15 protein-coding genes are annotated in these 17769 nt (G+C 45.9%); 3 read left to right on the top strand and 12 right to left on the bottom strand.

Annotated features, from left to right (window positions below; translation table 11 throughout):
* Positions 1–304: 304 nt before the first annotated feature.
* The 9 genes from R8N28_RS09975 to R8N28_RS09935 form a co-directional block, all read right to left on the bottom strand.
* Entirely contained in the window at positions 305–721 is a 417-nt protein-coding gene (locus R8N28_RS09975; protein ID WP_005377532.1) for a membrane protein, read from the bottom strand.
* On the bottom strand, positions 705–1757 hold the full coding sequence (locus R8N28_RS09970; protein ID WP_065274532.1) for a formate dehydrogenase subunit gamma: 1053 nt from the start codon (positions 1755–1757) through the stop codon (positions 705–707). Before R8N28_RS09970 ends, R8N28_RS09975 begins: the two co-directional genes overlap by 17 nt.
* 14 nt (positions 1758–1771) lie before the next feature.
* A complete protein-coding gene (gene fdh3B, locus R8N28_RS09965) occupies positions 1772–2380 on the bottom strand; it encodes a formate dehydrogenase FDH3 subunit beta (RefSeq protein WP_005377536.1) in 609 nt (202 codons plus the stop codon).
* 11 nt (positions 2381–2391) lie between these two features.
* Complete coding sequence (locus tag R8N28_RS09960) at positions 2392–5247, bottom strand: formate dehydrogenase subunit alpha (RefSeq protein ID WP_065274531.1); 2856 nt, start codon at positions 5245–5247, stop codon at positions 2392–2394.
* 10 nt (positions 5248–5257) lie between these two features.
* Positions 5258–5458 (bottom strand): twin-arginine translocation signal domain-containing protein, encoded by a 201-nt coding sequence (locus tag R8N28_RS09955; RefSeq protein ID WP_005377542.1) that lies wholly within the window; start codon positions 5456–5458, stop codon positions 5258–5260.
* A gap of 73 nt (positions 5459–5531) precedes the next feature.
* Complete coding sequence (locus tag R8N28_RS09950) at positions 5532–6158, bottom strand: molecular chaperone (RefSeq protein ID WP_017820684.1); 627 nt, start codon at positions 6156–6158, stop codon at positions 5532–5534.
* A 9-nt stretch (positions 6159–6167) separates the two neighbouring features.
* Positions 6168–7829 carry a 4Fe-4S dicluster domain-containing protein gene (locus tag R8N28_RS09945; RefSeq protein ID WP_005389512.1) on the bottom strand — a complete coding sequence of 554 codons (1662 nt, stop codon included), beginning with the start codon at positions 7827–7829 and terminating at the stop codon, positions 6168–6170.
* 308 nt (positions 7830–8137) lie between these two features.
* Positions 8138–8767 carry a DUF3306 domain-containing protein gene (locus tag R8N28_RS09940; RefSeq protein ID WP_005389513.1) on the bottom strand — a complete coding sequence of 210 codons (630 nt, stop codon included), beginning with the start codon at positions 8765–8767 and terminating at the stop codon, positions 8138–8140.
* A complete protein-coding gene (locus R8N28_RS09935; protein WP_005389514.1) occupies positions 8757–9221 on the bottom strand; it encodes a DUF3305 domain-containing protein in 465 nt (154 codons plus the stop codon). The genes R8N28_RS09940 and R8N28_RS09935 overlap by 11 nt, the downstream gene beginning before the upstream one ends.
* 323 nt (positions 9222–9544) lie before the next feature.
* On the opposite strand from R8N28_RS09935, the gene R8N28_RS09930 reads away from it, so the two are divergent.
* Positions 9545–10369 carry a formate dehydrogenase accessory sulfurtransferase FdhD gene (locus R8N28_RS09930; RefSeq protein WP_005377552.1) on the top strand — a complete coding sequence of 275 codons (825 nt, stop codon included), beginning with the start codon at positions 9545–9547 and terminating at the stop codon, positions 10367–10369.
* Positions 10370–10609: 240 nt separating this feature from the next.
* Here R8N28_RS09930 and R8N28_RS09925 read toward each other — a convergent pair whose 3' ends face one another.
* The 3 genes from R8N28_RS09925 to R8N28_RS09915 all read right to left on the bottom strand — a co-directional run bounded on the left by R8N28_RS09925 (position 10610) and on the right by R8N28_RS09915 (position 15899).
* The gene (locus tag R8N28_RS09925) at positions 10610–12202 is read right to left on the bottom strand and encodes an ABC-F family ATPase (protein ID WP_025766654.1); all 1593 of its coding nucleotides are present in this window, start codon (positions 12200–12202) and stop codon (positions 10610–10612) included.
* Between the two features lie 216 nt (positions 12203–12418).
* Entirely contained in the window at positions 12419–14458 is a 2040-nt protein-coding gene (locus tag R8N28_RS09920) for a cache domain-containing protein (RefSeq protein WP_017634912.1), read from the bottom strand.
* Positions 14448–15899: a sigma-54-dependent transcriptional regulator gene (locus R8N28_RS09915; protein ID WP_017820677.1), complete on the bottom strand. Its 1452-nt coding sequence runs from the start codon at positions 15897–15899 to the stop codon at positions 14448–14450. The genes R8N28_RS09920 and R8N28_RS09915 overlap by 11 nt, the downstream gene beginning before the upstream one ends.
* 334 nt (positions 15900–16233) lie before the next feature.
* Here R8N28_RS09915 and R8N28_RS09910 point away from each other — a divergent pair, with 334 nt between their 5' ends.
* Positions 16234–17052 carry a substrate-binding domain-containing protein gene (locus tag R8N28_RS09910; protein WP_005389522.1) on the top strand — a complete coding sequence of 273 codons (819 nt, stop codon included), beginning with the start codon at positions 16234–16236 and terminating at the stop codon, positions 17050–17052.
* Between the two features lie 6 nt (positions 17053–17058).
* Positions 17059–17757, top strand: a complete 699-nt coding sequence (locus R8N28_RS09905) for an ABC transporter permease (RefSeq protein WP_005389524.1) — start codon at positions 17059–17061, stop codon at positions 17755–17757.
* The last annotated feature ends 12 nt before the right edge of the window (positions 17758–17769 follow it).

Below are 17769 nucleotides of genomic sequence, written 5' to 3'. Positions count from 1 at the left end.
TGCGTAGACTGAATGTATTGATGGCAATTTTCACGTATGCAACTCTTTGAATTTCTGAGCGCAGCGTACTTTAACGGGACGATGAATCCTGAGTAAATGAACAATAGCGTGAGTGAGACTAATGTCTCATCGTGACGCGATTTTTTTACATGTTTCTTACTTAACTATGATTTTCTGCCCAGTTACGTAAATTCACTCAATAAGTTGCATCAAGTATCACCACTGCGACTCAACGCTTCATATTTGAGACAAAACAGCAACAAAAAAACCGCCTATTACGGCGGTTTTGCTTAAAGAATACTGATTAAAGGTTTGGACCTGTCGATGGTCTGTGTGGTTGGTTATTGAGCAGTTGCTGCATCCCTTGAAACATTCGCATAAACCACACCAAGATGGCTAATGCAGCAAACACCATCCCTACCCAAGGAATAAAGTAAGCGATGGTTTCAAGCAAAGTACTATGCAACCAATAATCACTCACGCCAACGAGTACACCGTTAGAAGTCGCGACGGTGACGATCAACACAACAAAAAACGTCAGGTAGAGAAAGAAGGTGCGAATTAAACCGTAGTAATGAGAAATCACTACGTCGCTGTCTTCTCCCTTATCTAATCGGTAACCCGCATAGATAATTGCGATAACGCCTGAGATCAGAAACGTAAACGGGGTCAGACAGCTCAGGATGTACGCAACCCAAATCCCGTTATGAGGTTTGTTCATTCGCTTTCGCTCCTTTTACTTCCGTTTGTGCCGTATCTGTTTCACCCATCGCTTCTTTGGACTTCACTTCCTCATACCAAAGATCGTGATGCTCTTTCGCCCATGTTTCATCAACTTCACCTGTCACCATGCCTTCTAGCGCACCTTCCATTCCGAATAGACCAATATAGATGTGGAAGATAAAGCCACAGATTAGAATCAGCGCCGAAATCGCATGAACTAAGTTAGAAAGCTCCATGTCACGGCGAGTTTGGCCAAAGATAGGAAAGTCCAGAACTAAGCCACTCACTGCCGCGATAGCACCAAAGAAGATTAACAACCAATAGATTGCCTTCTCACCACCGTTTGAGAAACCAGCTGACGGATGTGTGCCTTTGTGTTTACCAACCATACCGCCCATTTTCATGAACCAACGAACATCAGTCATGTTTGGAATCGACTTGCGCCACCATTTAAAGAGCACGAGCATCAGCAAAATGAAGAACAATGGTCCCATGTAATTGTGGTACTGCTTCGCCAACATGACGATAAAGCCCCAGAACTCAGTAGGAACGTACGGTTTTAAGAAGTGCTTACCGTAAACCAGCATCAAACCACTGAATGCCAACGTTAAGAATGTAAACGCCATACTCCAGTGAAGCGCGCGGTCTAAACGAGACCAACGCTTCATCTTTTTACCAGTACGCGGCTTGCTAAGCATCAAAGGACCAACGAATACGTAAGCCATGATAACCATCGCGATACTGCCGAAAATCGCGACAGCACCAGCAGGAGACATCCATTTCTCTTTTAGAATGTACCAAGTCTCACCAGGTTTACTGATCAATACGCCATGTTCTGGCGATTGGGACGTGGTGTAGCCTTCTTGCCCCTCTCTGACTTCGCGCCAATAGTCTGCCCCGGCGAGTTGCGTGATCTCCTGTTGAATAACTTTAGAAGATTGTTCCTCTCCTGAAGCAGGCATTGCGAAAGTCAGCAGCAATGCCGTCATCATTGACAGCATTGCTAAAGATGCACGTTTAAGCGTGTTTAACATGTGCCTCTCCTTACTTAGCTTTTCGTCGCATCGTAAGAAAGATCGTTTCCGTCTGTCCAACCTGCGTTTTTCGCGCCGCGTTCTACCACACGTTGACGGAAAATGTCAGAGACTTTCTCTGCGTCACCCGCAAGCAGCGCTTTGGTTGAACAAAGCGATGCACACATCGGTAACTTGCCTTCTGCGATACGGTTCGCACCGTATTTTTGACGTTCTTCCTCAGAGCCAGGCTCTGTTTCTGGGCCGCCCGCGCAGAAAGTACATTTATCCATTTTGCCACGTTCACCAAACGCTTCTTGTTTAGGAAATTGAGGTGCGCCAAACGGACAAGCAAACAAACAGTAACCACAACCGATACACAGATCTTTATTGTGAAGAACGATGCCGTCTTCGGTATGTTCGAAACAGTCTGCTGGACAAACTGCCATACAAGGTGCATCGGTACAGTGCATACAAGCAACAGAGATAGAGTTTTCACCAGCTTCACCGTCGTTTAGTGTTACCACGCGACGACGTTGAATGCCCCATTCAAGCGCATCGTCGTTTTCGTTCTTACATGCAGTAACACAGCCGTTACACTCGATACAGCGCTTGGTGTCACATAGAAATTTCATTCGTGCCATTGTCAGACTCCTTACGCTTTACGAATGTTACATAGAGTTACTTTGGTTTCCTGCATCAAGGTAACCGGGTCGTAACCGTAAGTGGTTGCCGTGTTAGCCGATTCGCCAACAACGTAAGGCTGTGTACCTTCTGGGTATTTAGGACGTAGGTCTTCACCTTCGAACTTACCGCCAAAGTGGAACGGAATGAACGCCAAACCAGGTTTCACACGACGTGTTACCATCGCTTTCACCTTGATTCGTCCCTTCTCTGCACCTTCAACCCAAACATCATCACCATCTCTGAAGCCAAGATCGTTCGCGTCTTTCGGGTTCACTTCAACAAACATTTCTTGTTGAAGCTCGGCAAGCCAAGGGTTTGAACGCGTCTCTTCACCACCACCTTCGTATTCAACCAGACGGCCAGAAGTCAGAACGATTGGGTACTCGCCCGATTTGTCTTGTTCTTGAATGGATTTATACAACGTAGGTACACGGAAGATGGCATCTTTGTCTTCCCAAGTCGGGTAATCCGTTACAAGGTCACGACGTGGTGTGTAAAGTGGTTCACGATGCAGTGGCACACGGTCTGGGAACGTCCAAACAATCGCACGCGCTTTCGCGTTACCAAATGGAATACAACCGTGCTTTATCGCGACACGCTGAATACCGCCAGAAAGGTCAGTCTTCCAGTTTTTACCCTCTGCTGCCACTTTCTCTTCAGCAGTTAGATCGTCCCACCAACCAAGTTGTTTCAATAACTTGTCAGTGAACTCTGGGTAACCGTCTTTGATCTCACAGCCTTTCGAGTAACTGTCTTCAGCAAGTAGGCTCTTGCCTTCAAATTCCACACCAAAGCGCGTACGGAAGTTACCGCCACCTTCTGCAACCGTCTTAGACGTATCGTACAGAATGTGCGTGCCTGGGTGTTTCATTTCTGGTGTACCCCAACATGGCCAAGGTAGACCGTAGGTTTCACCGTTGACAGGGCCACCTTCCGCTTCCAATGTGGTTTTGTGGAACGTATGCCAGTTTTGTTGGTGCGCTTTCAAACGCTCTGGGCTTTGGCCTGTGTAACCAATCGTCCACATGCCTTTGTTGAATTCACGCGTTAGGTCTTCAATCACCGGCTGGTTGTTTTCAACACGGATGTTTTTGAACAGAAGATCGGAATAGCCCAGTTTCTTCGAAAGCAGGTACATGATTTCGTGGTCTGGTTTTGATTCAAACAAAGGTTCAATCACCTGATCACGCCATTGTAGAGAGCGGTTAGATGCGGTAACGCTGCCGTGTGTTTCAAACTGTGTTGTTGCAGGAAGCAGGTAAACGCCGTCGGTACGGTCGTTCATTACCGCAGCAACCGTTGGGTATGGGTCCACAATCACCATCATGTCCAACTTCTGCATCGCTTTTTTCATCTCAACACCACGTGTTTGAGAGTTCACTGCGTGTCCCCAGTAGAACATTGCACGGATGTTTTCGCGTTGACGAATGTTGTCTTTGTTTTCCAGTACACCATCAACCCAACGAGATACAGGAATACCTGCACTGTGCATTGGTTTCTGACCGCTATAAGCGTTGTCATCGAAACGACCTTTGATCCATTCGTAATCGATTTCCCACACTTTTGACCAATGACGCCAAGCGCCTTCAGAAAGGCCGTAGTAGCCCGGTAGCGTGTCAGAGAGCACGCCAAGGTCGGTTGCGCCTTGTACGTTATCGTGACCACGGAAGATGTTTGCACCGCCGCCTGATTTACCAATGTTTCCAAGCGCTAGCTCAAGCACACAGTAAGCACGTGTGTTGTTGTTACCAGTAGTATGCTGAGTACCACCCATACACCAAACAATACAGCCCGGGCGATTTTCAGAAAGCAGTTTTGCTGTTTGGTAAACGTCTTCTTCGCTTACGCCTGTTACGCGCTCAACTTCTGCTGGCGTCCATTTCGCCACTTCAGCACGGATCTCATCCATACCGAATACACGTTGACGGATGAACTCTTTATCTTCCCATTGGTTTTCGAAGATGTGCCACAACACACCCCAAATGAATGCTACGTCAGAACCAGGACGAAGTGAGACATAGTGATCCGATTTTGCTGCCGTACGTGTACGACGAGGATCCGCTACGACGATCTTACAGTTGTTCTTCTCTTTTGCGATCAGAATGTGCTGCATCGCTACTGGGTGTGCTTCAGCTGGGTTTGAACCAATGAATAGCATCGACTTACAGTTGTGCATGTCATTGAAAGAGTTGGTCATCGCACCGTAACCCCAAGTATTCGCTACACCCGCCACGGTTGTTGAGTGACAAATACGCGCTTGGTGGTCAACGTTGTTCGTACCCCAAAGTGATGCCATTTTTCGGAACAAATACGCTTGTTCGTTGCTGTGCTTTGCGCTTCCCAAGAAGTAAACCGAATCAGGGCCGGACTCTTTACGGATGTCCATCACCTTGTTACCGATTTCTTCGATCGCTTGATCCCAAGAAAGCTTTTTCCACTTACCGTTTTCAAGCTTCATTGGGTATTTAAGACGGCGCTCACCGTGACCATGTTCACGCAGTGCTGCGCCTTTTGCACAGTGACCACCCGCGTTAAATGGGTGGTCGAATGCAGGCTCTTGACCCGTCCAAACACCATTTTGAACTTCTGCGTAAATACCACAACCCACTGAACAGTGAGAACAGATAGTACGTTTTACTTCTGTTTTCGCTTCTGGCTCGACTGATTTTGCTTGCGCTTTTTTCATCATTCCCGGTGCGAATAGACTAGCACCAACCACTGCGCCACCAGCGGCAAGCGAAGTGTTTTTCATGAATGCACGACGAGATACGCCAAGCTGGTTCGTTTCTTTGCTCACACTGTCGGAGCGTTTGACAAGTTTCATCCGTTATCTCCTAAAGTGTGTCGTAGTAATCGCGAATGTGTTGAGTTTCACGATACCCTTTCTTCTTCACGTCGTTTTCAGAAGGCTCAACCGTTTCTGAAGCAACGGCCACTTTCGTGGTTCCCGCAACAACAGCACCGGCAACGGCAGCGGTTGTGAAGCCTTTTAGGAGATCCCTACGGCTTGTGTTTATTTCTTTATTATCTTTCATCATTGCTTCCTTACCTTACGGTAGATCTTTGGAGACTCATGCCTCTCTATCGATATGACCAAGTACTGCTCGATTACTCGTAATCAGTGACGTTTTTCACATCAATTTTTAATTTGTTCTTACTGCTTTTGGTGTTCACGCTAAAGCGGACTTGCTCTAAAGTTAAAAATGCATCGCAAAGCTGTGCAGCTGGCTTGTAGAAGTTCACGCTTTCTGCGCTCTCTAGTTGGCGCGTAAAAGATTGGAACCAAGGGGCAATGTGTTTGTTAAACACCGCTTGTTGAAGTTCTTCCTCTTCACCTGTCAGCATTGCCATCACTTCGCACAGTGCAGAAATATGGTCTTCAGGCTCTTTCACGTTCTCTTCTCGTTCGATGCCTAAAAGATCCAAATCGCGACGAATTTCCGCTAACGGTTTTTCCATCATCGAGCCAGTACGATGCCAAGATCCGAATGGCACAACTTCACCACGTCCAATGCCAATAAACAGATCTTGATATTCTTCTTCTAACGCTTCTCGCTGCGCTTCGTTCGCGGCTTGTTGCAGTGCGAGCCAAGCTTTTTGCATCGCGCTCTCAGACGGCTCAATTTCTAGCGATTTCAGGAACGCCAGCATTTCATCACTAGGCGCACTACGAAAAAGTGCGGATAAAACGAGATAAATGTCTGTTCTCAGTGTTTGTTCTTGTTGTGTGTCCACTGCTAGCTCCTAGTATTTCAGTTGTTTCATTGGGTCTTCTGCCATCGACTCAAACATGTCGATCACACGGCAGTCTTCACACATCGCGATACGATTGATCGCCGCTTCATCAGAGAAATGAGAGTGACCGCGTAACTTGTTTTGTAGCATGTCGATCATAGACTGAGGTGCGAATGGCTTATGACAGCGAATACATTCCGCTGCTTTCTCTTCGTGAATCACAACCGCTTTTTGGCGCTCTTTTTTCACCCAGTTCATACGAGGCGTAAGCGTCAGCACTTTCTCTGGACACGCTTTCTCGCACAGCCCACATTGAATGCAGTCTTGCTCGACGAATTTAAGTGACGGAGATCGACCGTCCGTATGCAATGCACGTGTTGGACACACCGCCACACAGCTCATACACAACGTACAATCTTTACTTTCACAAGAGACTGTGCCGTAAGGTGCGTTCGCTGGAAGTTCAACAATGTTCTCAACTGGAATACGTGATGCGGACAACGCATCCAACGCCGTAAATAGACGCTGACGTTTGTTGCCTTGCAAGTCTCCTAATGCCAAATCAAAAGACTCGGTACAAAGTGTCGGAGCACCTTCACGTAGTGACTCTAGATACAGAATGTCGATGGTTTCTTTGGCGATACCAAGCTGACCGAGCAGCTCTTGAGCAATACCTACTTCGCTATTAAGCACACGAATAATGGTTTGAGGCATAAAACGTGAAGCCGCAAACAGCACCTGAGTAGCACCATTCACAAGCGCGGCGAACCAAGTATCAATACCAACCGAAGGCAGTTCTTCCACCACAATTGGAATCACATTATCTGGCAGTGCTTTTAGTGCCATCACGTTGTAGCTCTCGTGGCGAGAACTGCAAATCAATACGATAGGATCTAAACCACCCGCTTGCTCATAGTTGGCGAGCGTACGTTCAATAAACTTTTGCGTATCTTCAGGGTTTGGCAGTGCGTAATGAATCGCTTCTGTCGGACACGCTGTAGCACAAGTACCCACGCCTTGACATAGGTATGGGTTGATCTCGATGCGATGGCCCGTTTTGTCGCTGCCTTCACTCGATAGTGCCCCTGCCGGACAAGCATCCACACACCGTTCGCAACCTTTTACGCCACGAGAGCTGTGTGCACATAAATCGGTATCTAAACGGAAGAATTTCGGTTTATCGAACGTCCCCATTAAGGTTGGAATCTCTTCCAACGCTTCAGCCAGTTTCGGATAGCCACGACCTACTGGGTAGTAGCCTGGTACTGGGACTTCTTCCGACATGCAGCTGTTAAGGCAAAGATCGAGTACGATATCGAAACAATCGCTATTGATCGCGACCTTGGCAAGATTGTTGGTCGAACCATGATTTTCAATCAGAACTTCAAACGTACCTAAGAACCCTGAAACCTGAACCGAATTGGCGTAATAAAGCTCGGGATTTGTGCCCTTTTCGCCATCGGTAGAAAGCAGCGTTAGGCTGTTCATTTGCGACAATTGCGCTGCCGCACTTTCGATGATTGCTGTTGGGCCCACAATCAAAGTATTACCGCCGCTTTCATAGCTTACGGTTGGTGGAATAAGATTGGTCAACTCTACGGTATTTTCGAAAGCGTACAGCCTCGCTTTACCGTTATTGGAAGTTGCTTGTTCTAATAATTGTTTCAGCATTGCTCAATTCCATTTATGAACATGGATAGTCTTTTCCATCTCTTAGTGTAGTTAGCGCCGGAGATTCTGCTGATTAACTTATCAATGAGCATTCTTATTCCGCCATCTATAGGCGATGAATACTACGCAGTGCGTCCGTACTAACTTCAACCAGATTGGTATTGAGCAACAGATAGCAAGTGTCATGCCAATAAAATATCAACTAAAAATCAATAGGTTATCAATTTTACTGACAAATAGTAGGGATAAAAAAACCGGTTGAGACATTTTGTCTCAGCCGGCTCATTGAGTGTTTAGTCAAAATGTACCTATTCTTTGTGTGGTATATTTTGTCTCACCTCGTTAGGCGGTGATTCTTCAGCAAAAGTATCACTTTCGCCAAGCACTGTATTTATATACAGTTCATTTTCATCTTGAGTAATTTGGGCATTTTTGTCGGTGTTTGACTCTGCGTCTTCAACTACCTCAGATGCGATATCGTTAACATTAAGCTCAGACCCTTGCGCAGTTTCAGCGTCTGGTTCGTCTTCCACTTTGTCTTTAACCCAATCACGCAGCGTCTCAGCGACGTCTTGAGAAAGTGACTTTAAGTTACTGTAATCATCATCGTAATCATCTAGGCCGTCACGCACGTTAAATTCTTCGGACAAGAACATTTTGCGCAGCGCGGCTTTCTTAACGCTTTCTGAAGCTTCAGAAACCAGCAGTTGCGCCACAGACATTTCTTCGGTTTTTTCAGTCTCTACACTCGCGGTAATGTCTGGAGCCTGACTATCCTCATCGATGTTCAAAGCATCTGAGCTTTCGTCAGCGTTTGAAAGCGCTGTGACATTATCTTCGGATTGCTCCGTCTCTGCTATCGGCGTAATCTCTTCATCATGTTGGGAAGATTCTTCTAGTTTACGTTTCGACCAACGGCTTAAAAAACTAGTTGCCATTTGCTCTGCCTGCTCCTTTGCGTTTCTTGCGTCTTACTTCTAACAACTCACCGTGACGACCAATAAAGGCTTCCATCCAAGCCTGAACGGCTAACGGCATATCGTTGGATAGTACAAGGTTATCACCATCCATATATTGCGCCGCAACAGATTGTGAGGCCGTCAGTAGCTGTATCGCTGGTTTTTCACCAGACTCGACGTTATCCATCACTAAAAAGAGTTTAGGTTGCTGAGAGCTTAAGTTAAAACGGTAGTCTGTACGCTCGTCTTTATGTAATTGCAACAGACAAACATCTGGAGTCTCTTCCGTCGGATTCAGCGCAAATCCTGTCAACTGCCATTGGGTTGTCACCCAAATCCCTGTACTGATCTCATGCTCAACAAGCTCTACGCCGATTGGCCATGTATCCTCAGTCTTTTCGTAATTTTTTTCGAAATCTTTCTTATCCGACATAACTCACCCAGTCTTTATATTTTTGGTCTGAAAACACACAGGACATTTTGCCCCCGTTTTCGACCATTTTTATTGTCTTCGAAGCAATAAACGCGCCAAGCTGATATAACTTAGTCTATATACTCCCTCAGGCTATAAGTACCAAACTAGACGAAACTCAAATGTATTGATGTGTCATTACTGCGAACTCGCAGTTTTAATGCATTGTTGACATAAAACCTCGCAATTTCTGTGGGAACCGCTATTTTGGAATGAGATTTGCTAGCCACTTAAAAAGCTAAAATGCGTAGCAACCTAACGCTCTTAATCACTAGGACACGACTGTGCTGAAACCAAACATTATTAAAACCAGTGAAAATCCCCTGCAAACCATTGAAGTCGATGTGTACGACGAGTACGGCGAAAAACTGACAAAGCAAATCGCGTGCGAGCGTCCTCTTACGGTCATGCTGAACTGGAAAGAAGTGGTCACGCTCATGACGCTAGGTTCGCGTCCAGAAGCACTAGTACTGGGTTATTTAAAAAACCAAAGCTTCCTGTCCGATCCAGCCGCGATTGAATCCGTTATTATTGACTGGGAAACGCATTCCGCAGCGGTGATTACTAAAGAAAACACTGAACACTTAGAAGGCGCCCTGAAAAAGAAAACCGTCACCTCAGGTTGTGGCCAAGGCACTATGTATGGCAACGTGATGAAGCAGCTTGAAAATTATCAAGTGCCTCAAGTTTCTCTTAAGCAGTCAGAGATTTATTCTGCGCTGGAAGCGTTAACTCATTACAACGACACCTACAAAAAAGCGGGCGCAGTACACGGCTGTGCGGTTTGCAAAGGTAATGAAGTGTTGTCATTTGTGGAAGATGTCGGCCGTCACAACGCAGTGGATACACTTGCAGGTGAGATGTGGCTCAAAGAAGAAACAGGTGAAGATAAAATTTTCTACACAACTGGTCGCCTTACATCAGAGATGGTGATTAAAGTGGCTCAAATGGGCATTCCTGTTCTGCTTTCTCGCTCTGGCGTTACTCAAATGGGGTTAGATCTAGCGAAGCAATTTGGTATTACGACCATTGCGCGTGCGAAAGGTTTGCGCTTCCAAGTTTTTACAGGAGCCGACAAGGTTGAATTTGATGTAAAAGGCAACCAATAACACCTTTTCAGTGTAAACTAAAACCAATAATGCGGATTCACAGAGGATGTGGACTATGAATAATGACCAATTGTGGAATTTTCTGCTTACGCCCAGCGGTATCATGCTTTCTATGATTATTACCTTTGGCGTAGTCGGGCTCTATGCGTATATAACAGGTCAGTTTAAGGATTAAGGCCAAATATCAAAAAAGCCTCGCTAAATAGCGAGGCTTTTGCTTTTTAAACGCTTTGCGAGTAATTACGCGTCAACACCACGAGATTTTAGGAACTCAGAGTAAGTGCCTTTAAAGTCTGTGATTTTACCATCGCGGATTTCGATAATACGCGTTGCTAGTGAGTCTACGAATACACGGTCGTGAGAGACGAAGAACAACGTGCCTTTGTATTGCTCAAGCGCCGTGTTCAAAGATTCGATCGATTCCATGTCCATGTGGTTGGTTGGTTCGTCCATTAGCAGCATGTTTGGCTTGTGCATCATTAGCTTACCAAGCAGCATACGACCTTGCTCACCACCAGACAGTACTTTTACTGACTTCTTAATGTCATCTTGACCAAATAGCATACGACCAAGGAAACCACGAACGACTTGCTCGTCATCACCTTCTTGACGCCATTGACCCATCCAATCCGTTAGGTTCATGTCTTCTGCAAAGTCATGCGCGTGGTCTTGCGCGTAGTAACCGATGTTTGCATTTTCAGACCATTTGAACTCACCAGCACGCGGTTCAAGTACACCAGCAAGCGTGTTTAGAAGTGTTGTTTTACCCACACCATTTTCACCGATGATCGCAACGCGCTCTCCCACTTCAAAAATTGCATTGAAGTCTGAGAACAAGTCCTCTTCAAAACCTTGGCTCAGGTTTTCTACAATCAGAGCGTTACGGAACAGCTCTTTAGACTGTTCAAAACGAATGAATGGGTTTTGACGGCTAGACGCTTTCACTTCGTCCAGTTTGATCTTGTCGATTTGCTTCGCACGAGATGTCGCTTGTTTTGCTTTCGATGCGTTTGCAGAGAAACGTGCAACGAACGTTTGTAGCTCAGCGATTTGTGCTTTCTTCTTCGCGTTGTCGTTTAGTAGACGTTCGCGAGCTTGAGAAGCCGCCGTCATGTACTCGTCGTAGTTACCAGGGTAAACGCGTAGCTCACCGTAGTCCAAGTCAGCCATGTGTGTACATACTGAGTTTAGGAAGTGACGGTCGTGCGAAATGATGATCATTGTGCAGTTACGCGCGTTTAGCGTATCTTCCAACCAACGGATTGTGTCCATGTCCAAGTTGTTGGTAGGTTCGTCAAGAAGCATCACATCTGGGTCTGCGAATAGAACCTGCGCTAGAAGCACACGAAGTTTCCAGCCTGGTGCTACTTCACTCATTAGACCGAAGTGTTGCTCCATTGGGATACCTACAGCAAGAAGAAGCTCGCCCGCTTTGGCTTCTGCCATGTAGCCGTCCATTTCAGCAAACTGAACTTCTAAGTCAGCCACTTTCATGCCGTCTTCTTCGCTCATTTCAGCAAGTGAGTAGATGCGGTCACGCTCTTTCTTCACTTCCCATAGCTCTTTATGACCCATGATAACGGTATCGATTACAGTAAATTCTTCGTAAGCGAACTGGTCCTGGTTCAGTTTTGCAACGCGCTCGTTTGGATCGTAGCTTACGTTACCACTGGTTTGCTCAAGCTCGCCGCTGAGGATCTTCATAAAGGTTGATTTACCACAACCGTTAGCTCCAATTAAGCCATAGCGATTGCCTTCGCCGAACTTAACTGAAATGTTTTCGAATAGCGGCTTAGCGCCGAATTGTTGAGTAATATTCGCTGTGGAGATCAAAACCTTTACCTTAGCAATTGGGGTGTATTTAGAAAAACCGGGCAACGGTACTTGTTCATGCTACATACTGCAAGTGTTGTTTTTATTAATTCACTCCAAGTGAAATCATTGTAAGGTTTCTAAGAAGCAAAAGCGTAAACATAAATGCGTCATTAAATACAAAAAAGAGCCACTATCGTCAGTGGCTCTTTTTCCATTAATACTTCAAAAAAGTGACTAAGCGATGTTCGTCACCTCTAGGATCAGTTCGGCTTTTTTAGGTAAATAAATACTGAATTTACTGCCTTTTCCCCATTCAGACTCTGCTTTTAACTCACCACCCGTTTGGCTGAGAATACTTTGGGAGACCGATAGCCCTAACCCTGTGCCTTCTCGTTTAGTTGTGTAAAATGGCGAGAAGATTCGACTCAAGTTTTCTGGTTTAATACCGCAGCCCTCATCGATAACATGAATCGCGGCTCCTTTCACTTCGCCCTCTTCAATCCAGTCTTCACTGACTACTGTTAAAGTTCCTTTACCGCTCATTGCGTGAATGGCGTTCATTTGCAAATTAACTAAGATTTGTAGCAAGTGGTGACGGTTTATCTCAACGGACGTATGCGCTTGTAGGTCAGTCACAAACTCAACGTCGCGTTTCTTGGTGCCAGTTTTAACCAAGGTGATGCTTTCATCAATGATAGGATTGACATGTTGCCAAGTGATTTCATCTTGAACACCGCCTTGGCGACTGTATTGCAATAAACTGCGCGTGATATTGCGGATACGATCAATTTGCGCGTGAATCGCATCAATCTCCTCTTGTACTCGACTTGCATCGTCACCCAATTCAAAATGGATCAATTCTACGTTGCCAAGAATCACGGCGGTTGGGTTATTAATTTCGTGAGCAATCCCCGCGGTGAGTTCTCCCAATGCTGCCAGTTTTTCATGAACAACGAGTTTGTCGCGGGTTTGGTTGAGCAATTGAATATGCAGTTCAAGATCTTGGGTTTTTTCTCTCAGGCTTGCCGTACGCTCTTGAACTTTGCATTCAAGTTGAGCTGCGGAGTTTTTCAGTTCAATTTTGCGCTCTTCTAGCGCGTCTAACATATCATCAAACTGTCTGGCTAACTGCGCAAGTTCATGATCGGCATCTAATCCTAACGGGCCAATCCGTTTTTCTTTACCTTGTTGGACCTGCTTCACCACTTTATGAATGCGTTCGATCGGTCGAAACAGATCATAAGAACCGCGATATACCATCACGCCGGAAACCAGCAATAACATAACCGTAATCAAGCTGATTTCGGCAATGTTCGTCATGTAGGCTTTAACGAATGGCCACATGAGGTAACCGGTATAAAGCATACCAATAACATTGTCGTATTGGTCTTTGATTGGTTGATACGCCGTAATATACCAAGCGTCATACACATAAGCGCGATCAACCCACTGTTCACCCTTAGAAAGTACTTGGTTATACACTTCTGCGCTCACGCGAGTGCCTATAGCGCGCCCTAGTCTATGATCGCTGTCTAGAGGAACGTTGGTACTCACACGCAAATCATCGAGAAATACCGTCAACGTACCCACAGGGCGAAGGCGGTCGTTATCACTTAAGTAAATGAGATCGCGGATTTGATCCACCAGCACTGTGCTGTTGTTAAGGAGCAAACCACCATCAAGAAAGCCGATCAAATCGTTCGCTTGGCTGTATACCGGAATCACGGTCCGACTGACTAACCCACGCACCTCCCTGTCACCATCAGCAAGAATAGGCACTTCTGCTCGTTTGGCGAGTTCAGGATCGAGGCGTTCGAGTTCTTCTTTATTGAGTACATCAAAAAACGATTCGCGCTTGGTGAGATCCATAAAGCGGAATTTGTTTTCCATGGAATTAACGCGTTGGAAAGAGAGAAAATCTAAAGCATATCTTTTCTTCTGCTCTGTGACCCACTTTTGCAGGTCACCTTGTGGCGTTCCTTGATTAATGCGAATACGGAAATCGTACGAATCGGCAAACGCCCGCACGTAATTGGCTTGCTTTTGCTGTAACAACGTTACGCTGTTATTTGCAACACCAAGACGCTCCGAGACATCAAGCAGCGCATTTTGCCACGTGTAATGAATAGACCAATAAATGGTAATGCCGATCAGAGCTAACAACGTGAGGAAAATCGGCGCAGAGGTTAAGAATAACAAACGATAACGCACCATGGTTTTAAAACGGTGCGTCCATTTTGACAATCCTTTGTGCTGTGGGCCGTTAGTCGGCATATTCCTCATCCTCAGAATCCCATTCTTTGTACTTACGTTCTAAGGTCTTGCGAGCTACGCCCAAGTCACGAGCAGCAGCAGACTTATTGCCTTCATGCAAGTTAACGACTTGTTTAATATGTGCTTTCTCGACTTCTTTTAACGTCCAGCTGTTTGGATAGCCTTCGCCAGTAAATTCTTTGCCTTCTCTAAAGGTTGGTAACTCAGCAGAGTGAGAAACAGTAATCGATACATTAGGCAGTGAATGCCCGCCATTCAGCTCTCGCCAATAGTGTGCAGGTGGTTTGCCAAGCAAGATACAACGCTCAATCAAGTTTTTCAGCTCACGAATGTTTCCCGGCCAATCGTACTCACTCATGGCTTCCATATCCTCGTGAGCCCATTTGGGCGCAGGCATACCGAGCTCGCGCGTCAGCATATTGCTGAAAAATGGCACCAACTCAAATAAGTCGGTTTTGCGCTCTCGCAGCGGACACACTTCAATTTTCAGAACGTTTAAACGGTAATAGAGGTCACTGCGGAAATTACCTTGATTGACCTCTTCTTGCAGGTTTCGGTTGGTTGCCGCTACGATACGGACATCAATACTGATCTCTCTTTCTGAACCGACAGGGCGAATCGTACGCTGCTCTAACACACGTAATAATGATGCCTGCATTGCAAGTGGCATCTCCCCGATTTCGTCAAGAAATAAGGTGCCACCGTTCGCAACACGGAACAAACCTTCACGCGATTTTTTTGCACCGGTAAACGCGCCCGATGTATGACCAAACAACTCACTTTCTAAAAGCTCTGGTGCAATCGCGCCGCAGTTGATTGGCACAAACGGGCCCGTTCTCCCACTCGCCTGGTGGATACCTCGTGCAACTAGTTCTTTACCCGTACCCGACTCACCTTCCACCAAAACAGAAGCGCGTGATGGTGCAAATTGGTTAATAAGTTGCTTAAGCAGACGCGTTTTTTCTGAGCCGCCGATGATCTCTGAGGTATTGTGACGTTGGTAATCGCGTGTCATGGCGTACTGCATGCGTTCGTTCAAACGGCGATCCATACAGCGACTGACCGCTTTTAACATCTGCTCAAGGTTGAATGGTTTGAGGATAAAGTCGGAAGCACCGAGCTGTAGCGCTCGAATGGCAATTTCTAAATCCGCATAACCCGTCATAAAAATCACATCGGCACGTTTGTCATCATCTTCAAACGCTTCTTCCCACTCAATTCCAGAACGCCCTGGCAGATTAATATCCAGTAAGATCAGATCATAATGTCGAGAATTACGCAGTTGTTCTGCTTCTTCGATGCTACCAGCTGTATCGACATGTGAAAAAAGCTTACCCAATGCCTTTTTCAAGATGGCTTGCATGCCTAATTCATCATCGACGACCAGTACGGAAAAGGCGCTATATTGTTGGTTTGTACTAAGATGGGATTGAGTAGACATATTTACCCCAGATGGATTTCGATGGGACAGAGTGTACCAAGTTTAAACAGAGATACCCTACAAAAAGTGCGACATTTTGTACCAACGCAAACTTTTATGCAAATAACCCCATGATTTAGTGCATAAACCAAGCACTTTAAGCTTGTAAAAGGTTGGCATCTTGTTTGCTATAAGGTGGATACGGAGCGCATTTAAGTGATCTCAGGATGTTGATGTTTGCTTATTCCAACACCCTAAGACAACTTGCGTATTACGCTAATCGCTCTCGTCCAAAAAGGCTTCTCCCTAAAACCTGGAGAGATTCCAAAGAATCATTGGAAAGGAACACATAAAAATGAAAAAAATTGCGCTAACTCTGGCTGCAACGTCTATCACGCTTGTAAGTTACTCTGCGTTTTCTGCTCAAGACGGAGAACATGTTCGCCTTGCAACCACAACCAGTACTTACCATTCAGGTTTACTTGATTACCTGCTTCCACAATTTGAAAAAGACACGGGCTACAAAGTCGATGTTATTGCTGCAGGTACTGGTAAAGCCTTAAAAATGGGCGAAAACGGTGACGTAGATTTGGTGATGACACATGCACCAAAAGCTGAAGGCGCATTTGTTGAGAAAGGCTACGGCGTTTTACCTCGCAAGCTAATGTACAACGACTTTGTGATTGTAGGCCCGAAAGCTGACCCAGCAACAATCAAAAATGACGAAGGCGTGTTAGATGTATTCAAAGAGATCGCAAACAAAAACGCAACGTTCATCTCTCGCGGCGATGATTCTGGTACGCACAAAAAAGAAATGGGCTTCTGGGCTCAAACTAAAATCGAACCGAACTTTGGTGGTTACCGTAGCGTAGGTCAAGGTATGGGCCCAACTCTAAACATGGCGTCTGAAATGCAAGGCTACACCATGACGGACCGCGGCACATGGCTGGCTTACCAAAACAAATTGGATCTAGAAATTCTGTTCCAAGGCGATGAAAAACTGTTTAACCCGTACCAAGTTATTCTTGTTAACCCTGAGCGTTACCCAACGATTAACTACCAAGGTGCGAAGGCATTCAGTGATTGGTTGGTAAACCCTCGCGGACAGGAACTTATCAATGGTTTCCGCCTAAACGGTAAACAACTGTTTGTTGCGAATGCTGAGAGCAAATAACGCAATATGAATCTTGCTGATACAACACTGGAAGCGCTTCGCTTACTGGTGAATTTTGATGCAGACCTATGGGAGATCGTTGCGGTCTCCTTTAGTGTTTCTATCACGGCAATATCCCTAGTGGTATTGCCGGCTATTTTGATGTCCTTTGTACTGGCGTATACCGACTTTCGCGGTAAATGGTTTTTGTTGTCGATCGTAAATACGCTGCAAGCGGTCCCTACCGTGGTGATTGGCCTGTTGCTGTACATGTTGCTGTCGCGTGCTGGCCCTTGGGGAGACTGGCAAATGCTGTTCACTCAGAAGGCAATGATCTTCGGCCAAATGGTGATCTGCTTCCCTGTTTTGGTATCGATGATGCATGGTGCATTACAATCTAGCGACCGTCGTGCAGTGGAAACTGCCATCACGCTGGGCGTCTCCATCCCGCGCTTGGCAGCTACGATGATTTGGGAAACCCGCTTTCCTCTACTTGCGGCTATCATTGCAGGGTTTTCACGTATCGTGACCGAGGTGGGCTGCTCAATGATGGTTGGTGGGAACATTATGGGCGTGACGCGAAATATTCCCACGGCTATCGCAATGGAAAGCAGTAAAGGTGCTTTTGCGCAAGGAGTTGCATTAGGAATTGTATTACTATCTTTAGCGTTGGCTCTAAACTTCTTCTTATCAAGCATGAGAGGCAAAGGCTACCTCAGAACATAGAACATGAAGCAA

Source organism: Vibrio sp. Vb1554 (assembly GCF_033344235.1).
This window is presented reverse-complemented; position numbering and strand designations above follow the sequence as displayed.

Excerpts from the sequence above, each read along its gene's own strand:
- R8N28_RS09920 (WP_017634912.1), bottom strand. The coding sequence starts at position 14,458 with ATGCCGACTAACGGCCCACAGCACAAAGGATTGTCAAAATGGACGCAC.
- R8N28_RS09935 (WP_005389514.1), bottom strand. The coding sequence starts at position 9,221 with ATGTCGGATAAGAAAGATTTCGAAAAAAATTACGAAAAGACTGAGGAT.
- fdh3B (WP_005377536.1), bottom strand. The coding sequence starts at position 2,380 with ATGGCACGAATGAAATTTCTATGTGACACCAAGCGCTGTATCGAGTGT.
- R8N28_RS09960 (WP_065274531.1), bottom strand. The coding sequence starts at position 5,247 with ATGAAACTTGTCAAACGCTCCGACAGTGTGAGCAAAGAAACGAACCAG.
- R8N28_RS09910 (WP_005389522.1), top strand. The coding sequence starts at position 16,234 with ATGAAAAAAATTGCGCTAACTCTGGCTGCAACGTCTATCACGCTTGTA.
- R8N28_RS09915 (WP_017820677.1), bottom strand. The coding sequence starts at position 15,899 with ATGTCTACTCAATCCCATCTTAGTACAAACCAACAATATAGCGCCTTT.
- R8N28_RS09940 (WP_005389513.1), bottom strand. The coding sequence starts at position 8,767 with ATGGCAACTAGTTTTTTAAGCCGTTGGTCGAAACGTAAACTAGAAGAA.
- R8N28_RS09955 (WP_005377542.1), bottom strand. The coding sequence starts at position 5,458 with ATGAAAGATAATAAAGAAATAAACACAAGCCGTAGGGATCTCCTAAAA.
- R8N28_RS09945 (WP_005389512.1), bottom strand. The coding sequence starts at position 7,829 with ATGCTGAAACAATTATTAGAACAAGCAACTTCCAATAACGGTAAAGCG.
- R8N28_RS09970 (WP_065274532.1), bottom strand. The coding sequence starts at position 1,757 with ATGTTAAACACGCTTAAACGTGCATCTTTAGCAATGCTGTCAATGATG.
- R8N28_RS09905 (WP_005389524.1), top strand. The coding sequence starts at position 17,059 with ATGAATCTTGCTGATACAACACTGGAAGCGCTTCGCTTACTGGTGAAT.
- R8N28_RS09975 (WP_005377532.1), bottom strand. The coding sequence starts at position 721 with ATGAACAAACCTCATAACGGGATTTGGGTTGCGTACATCCTGAGCTGT.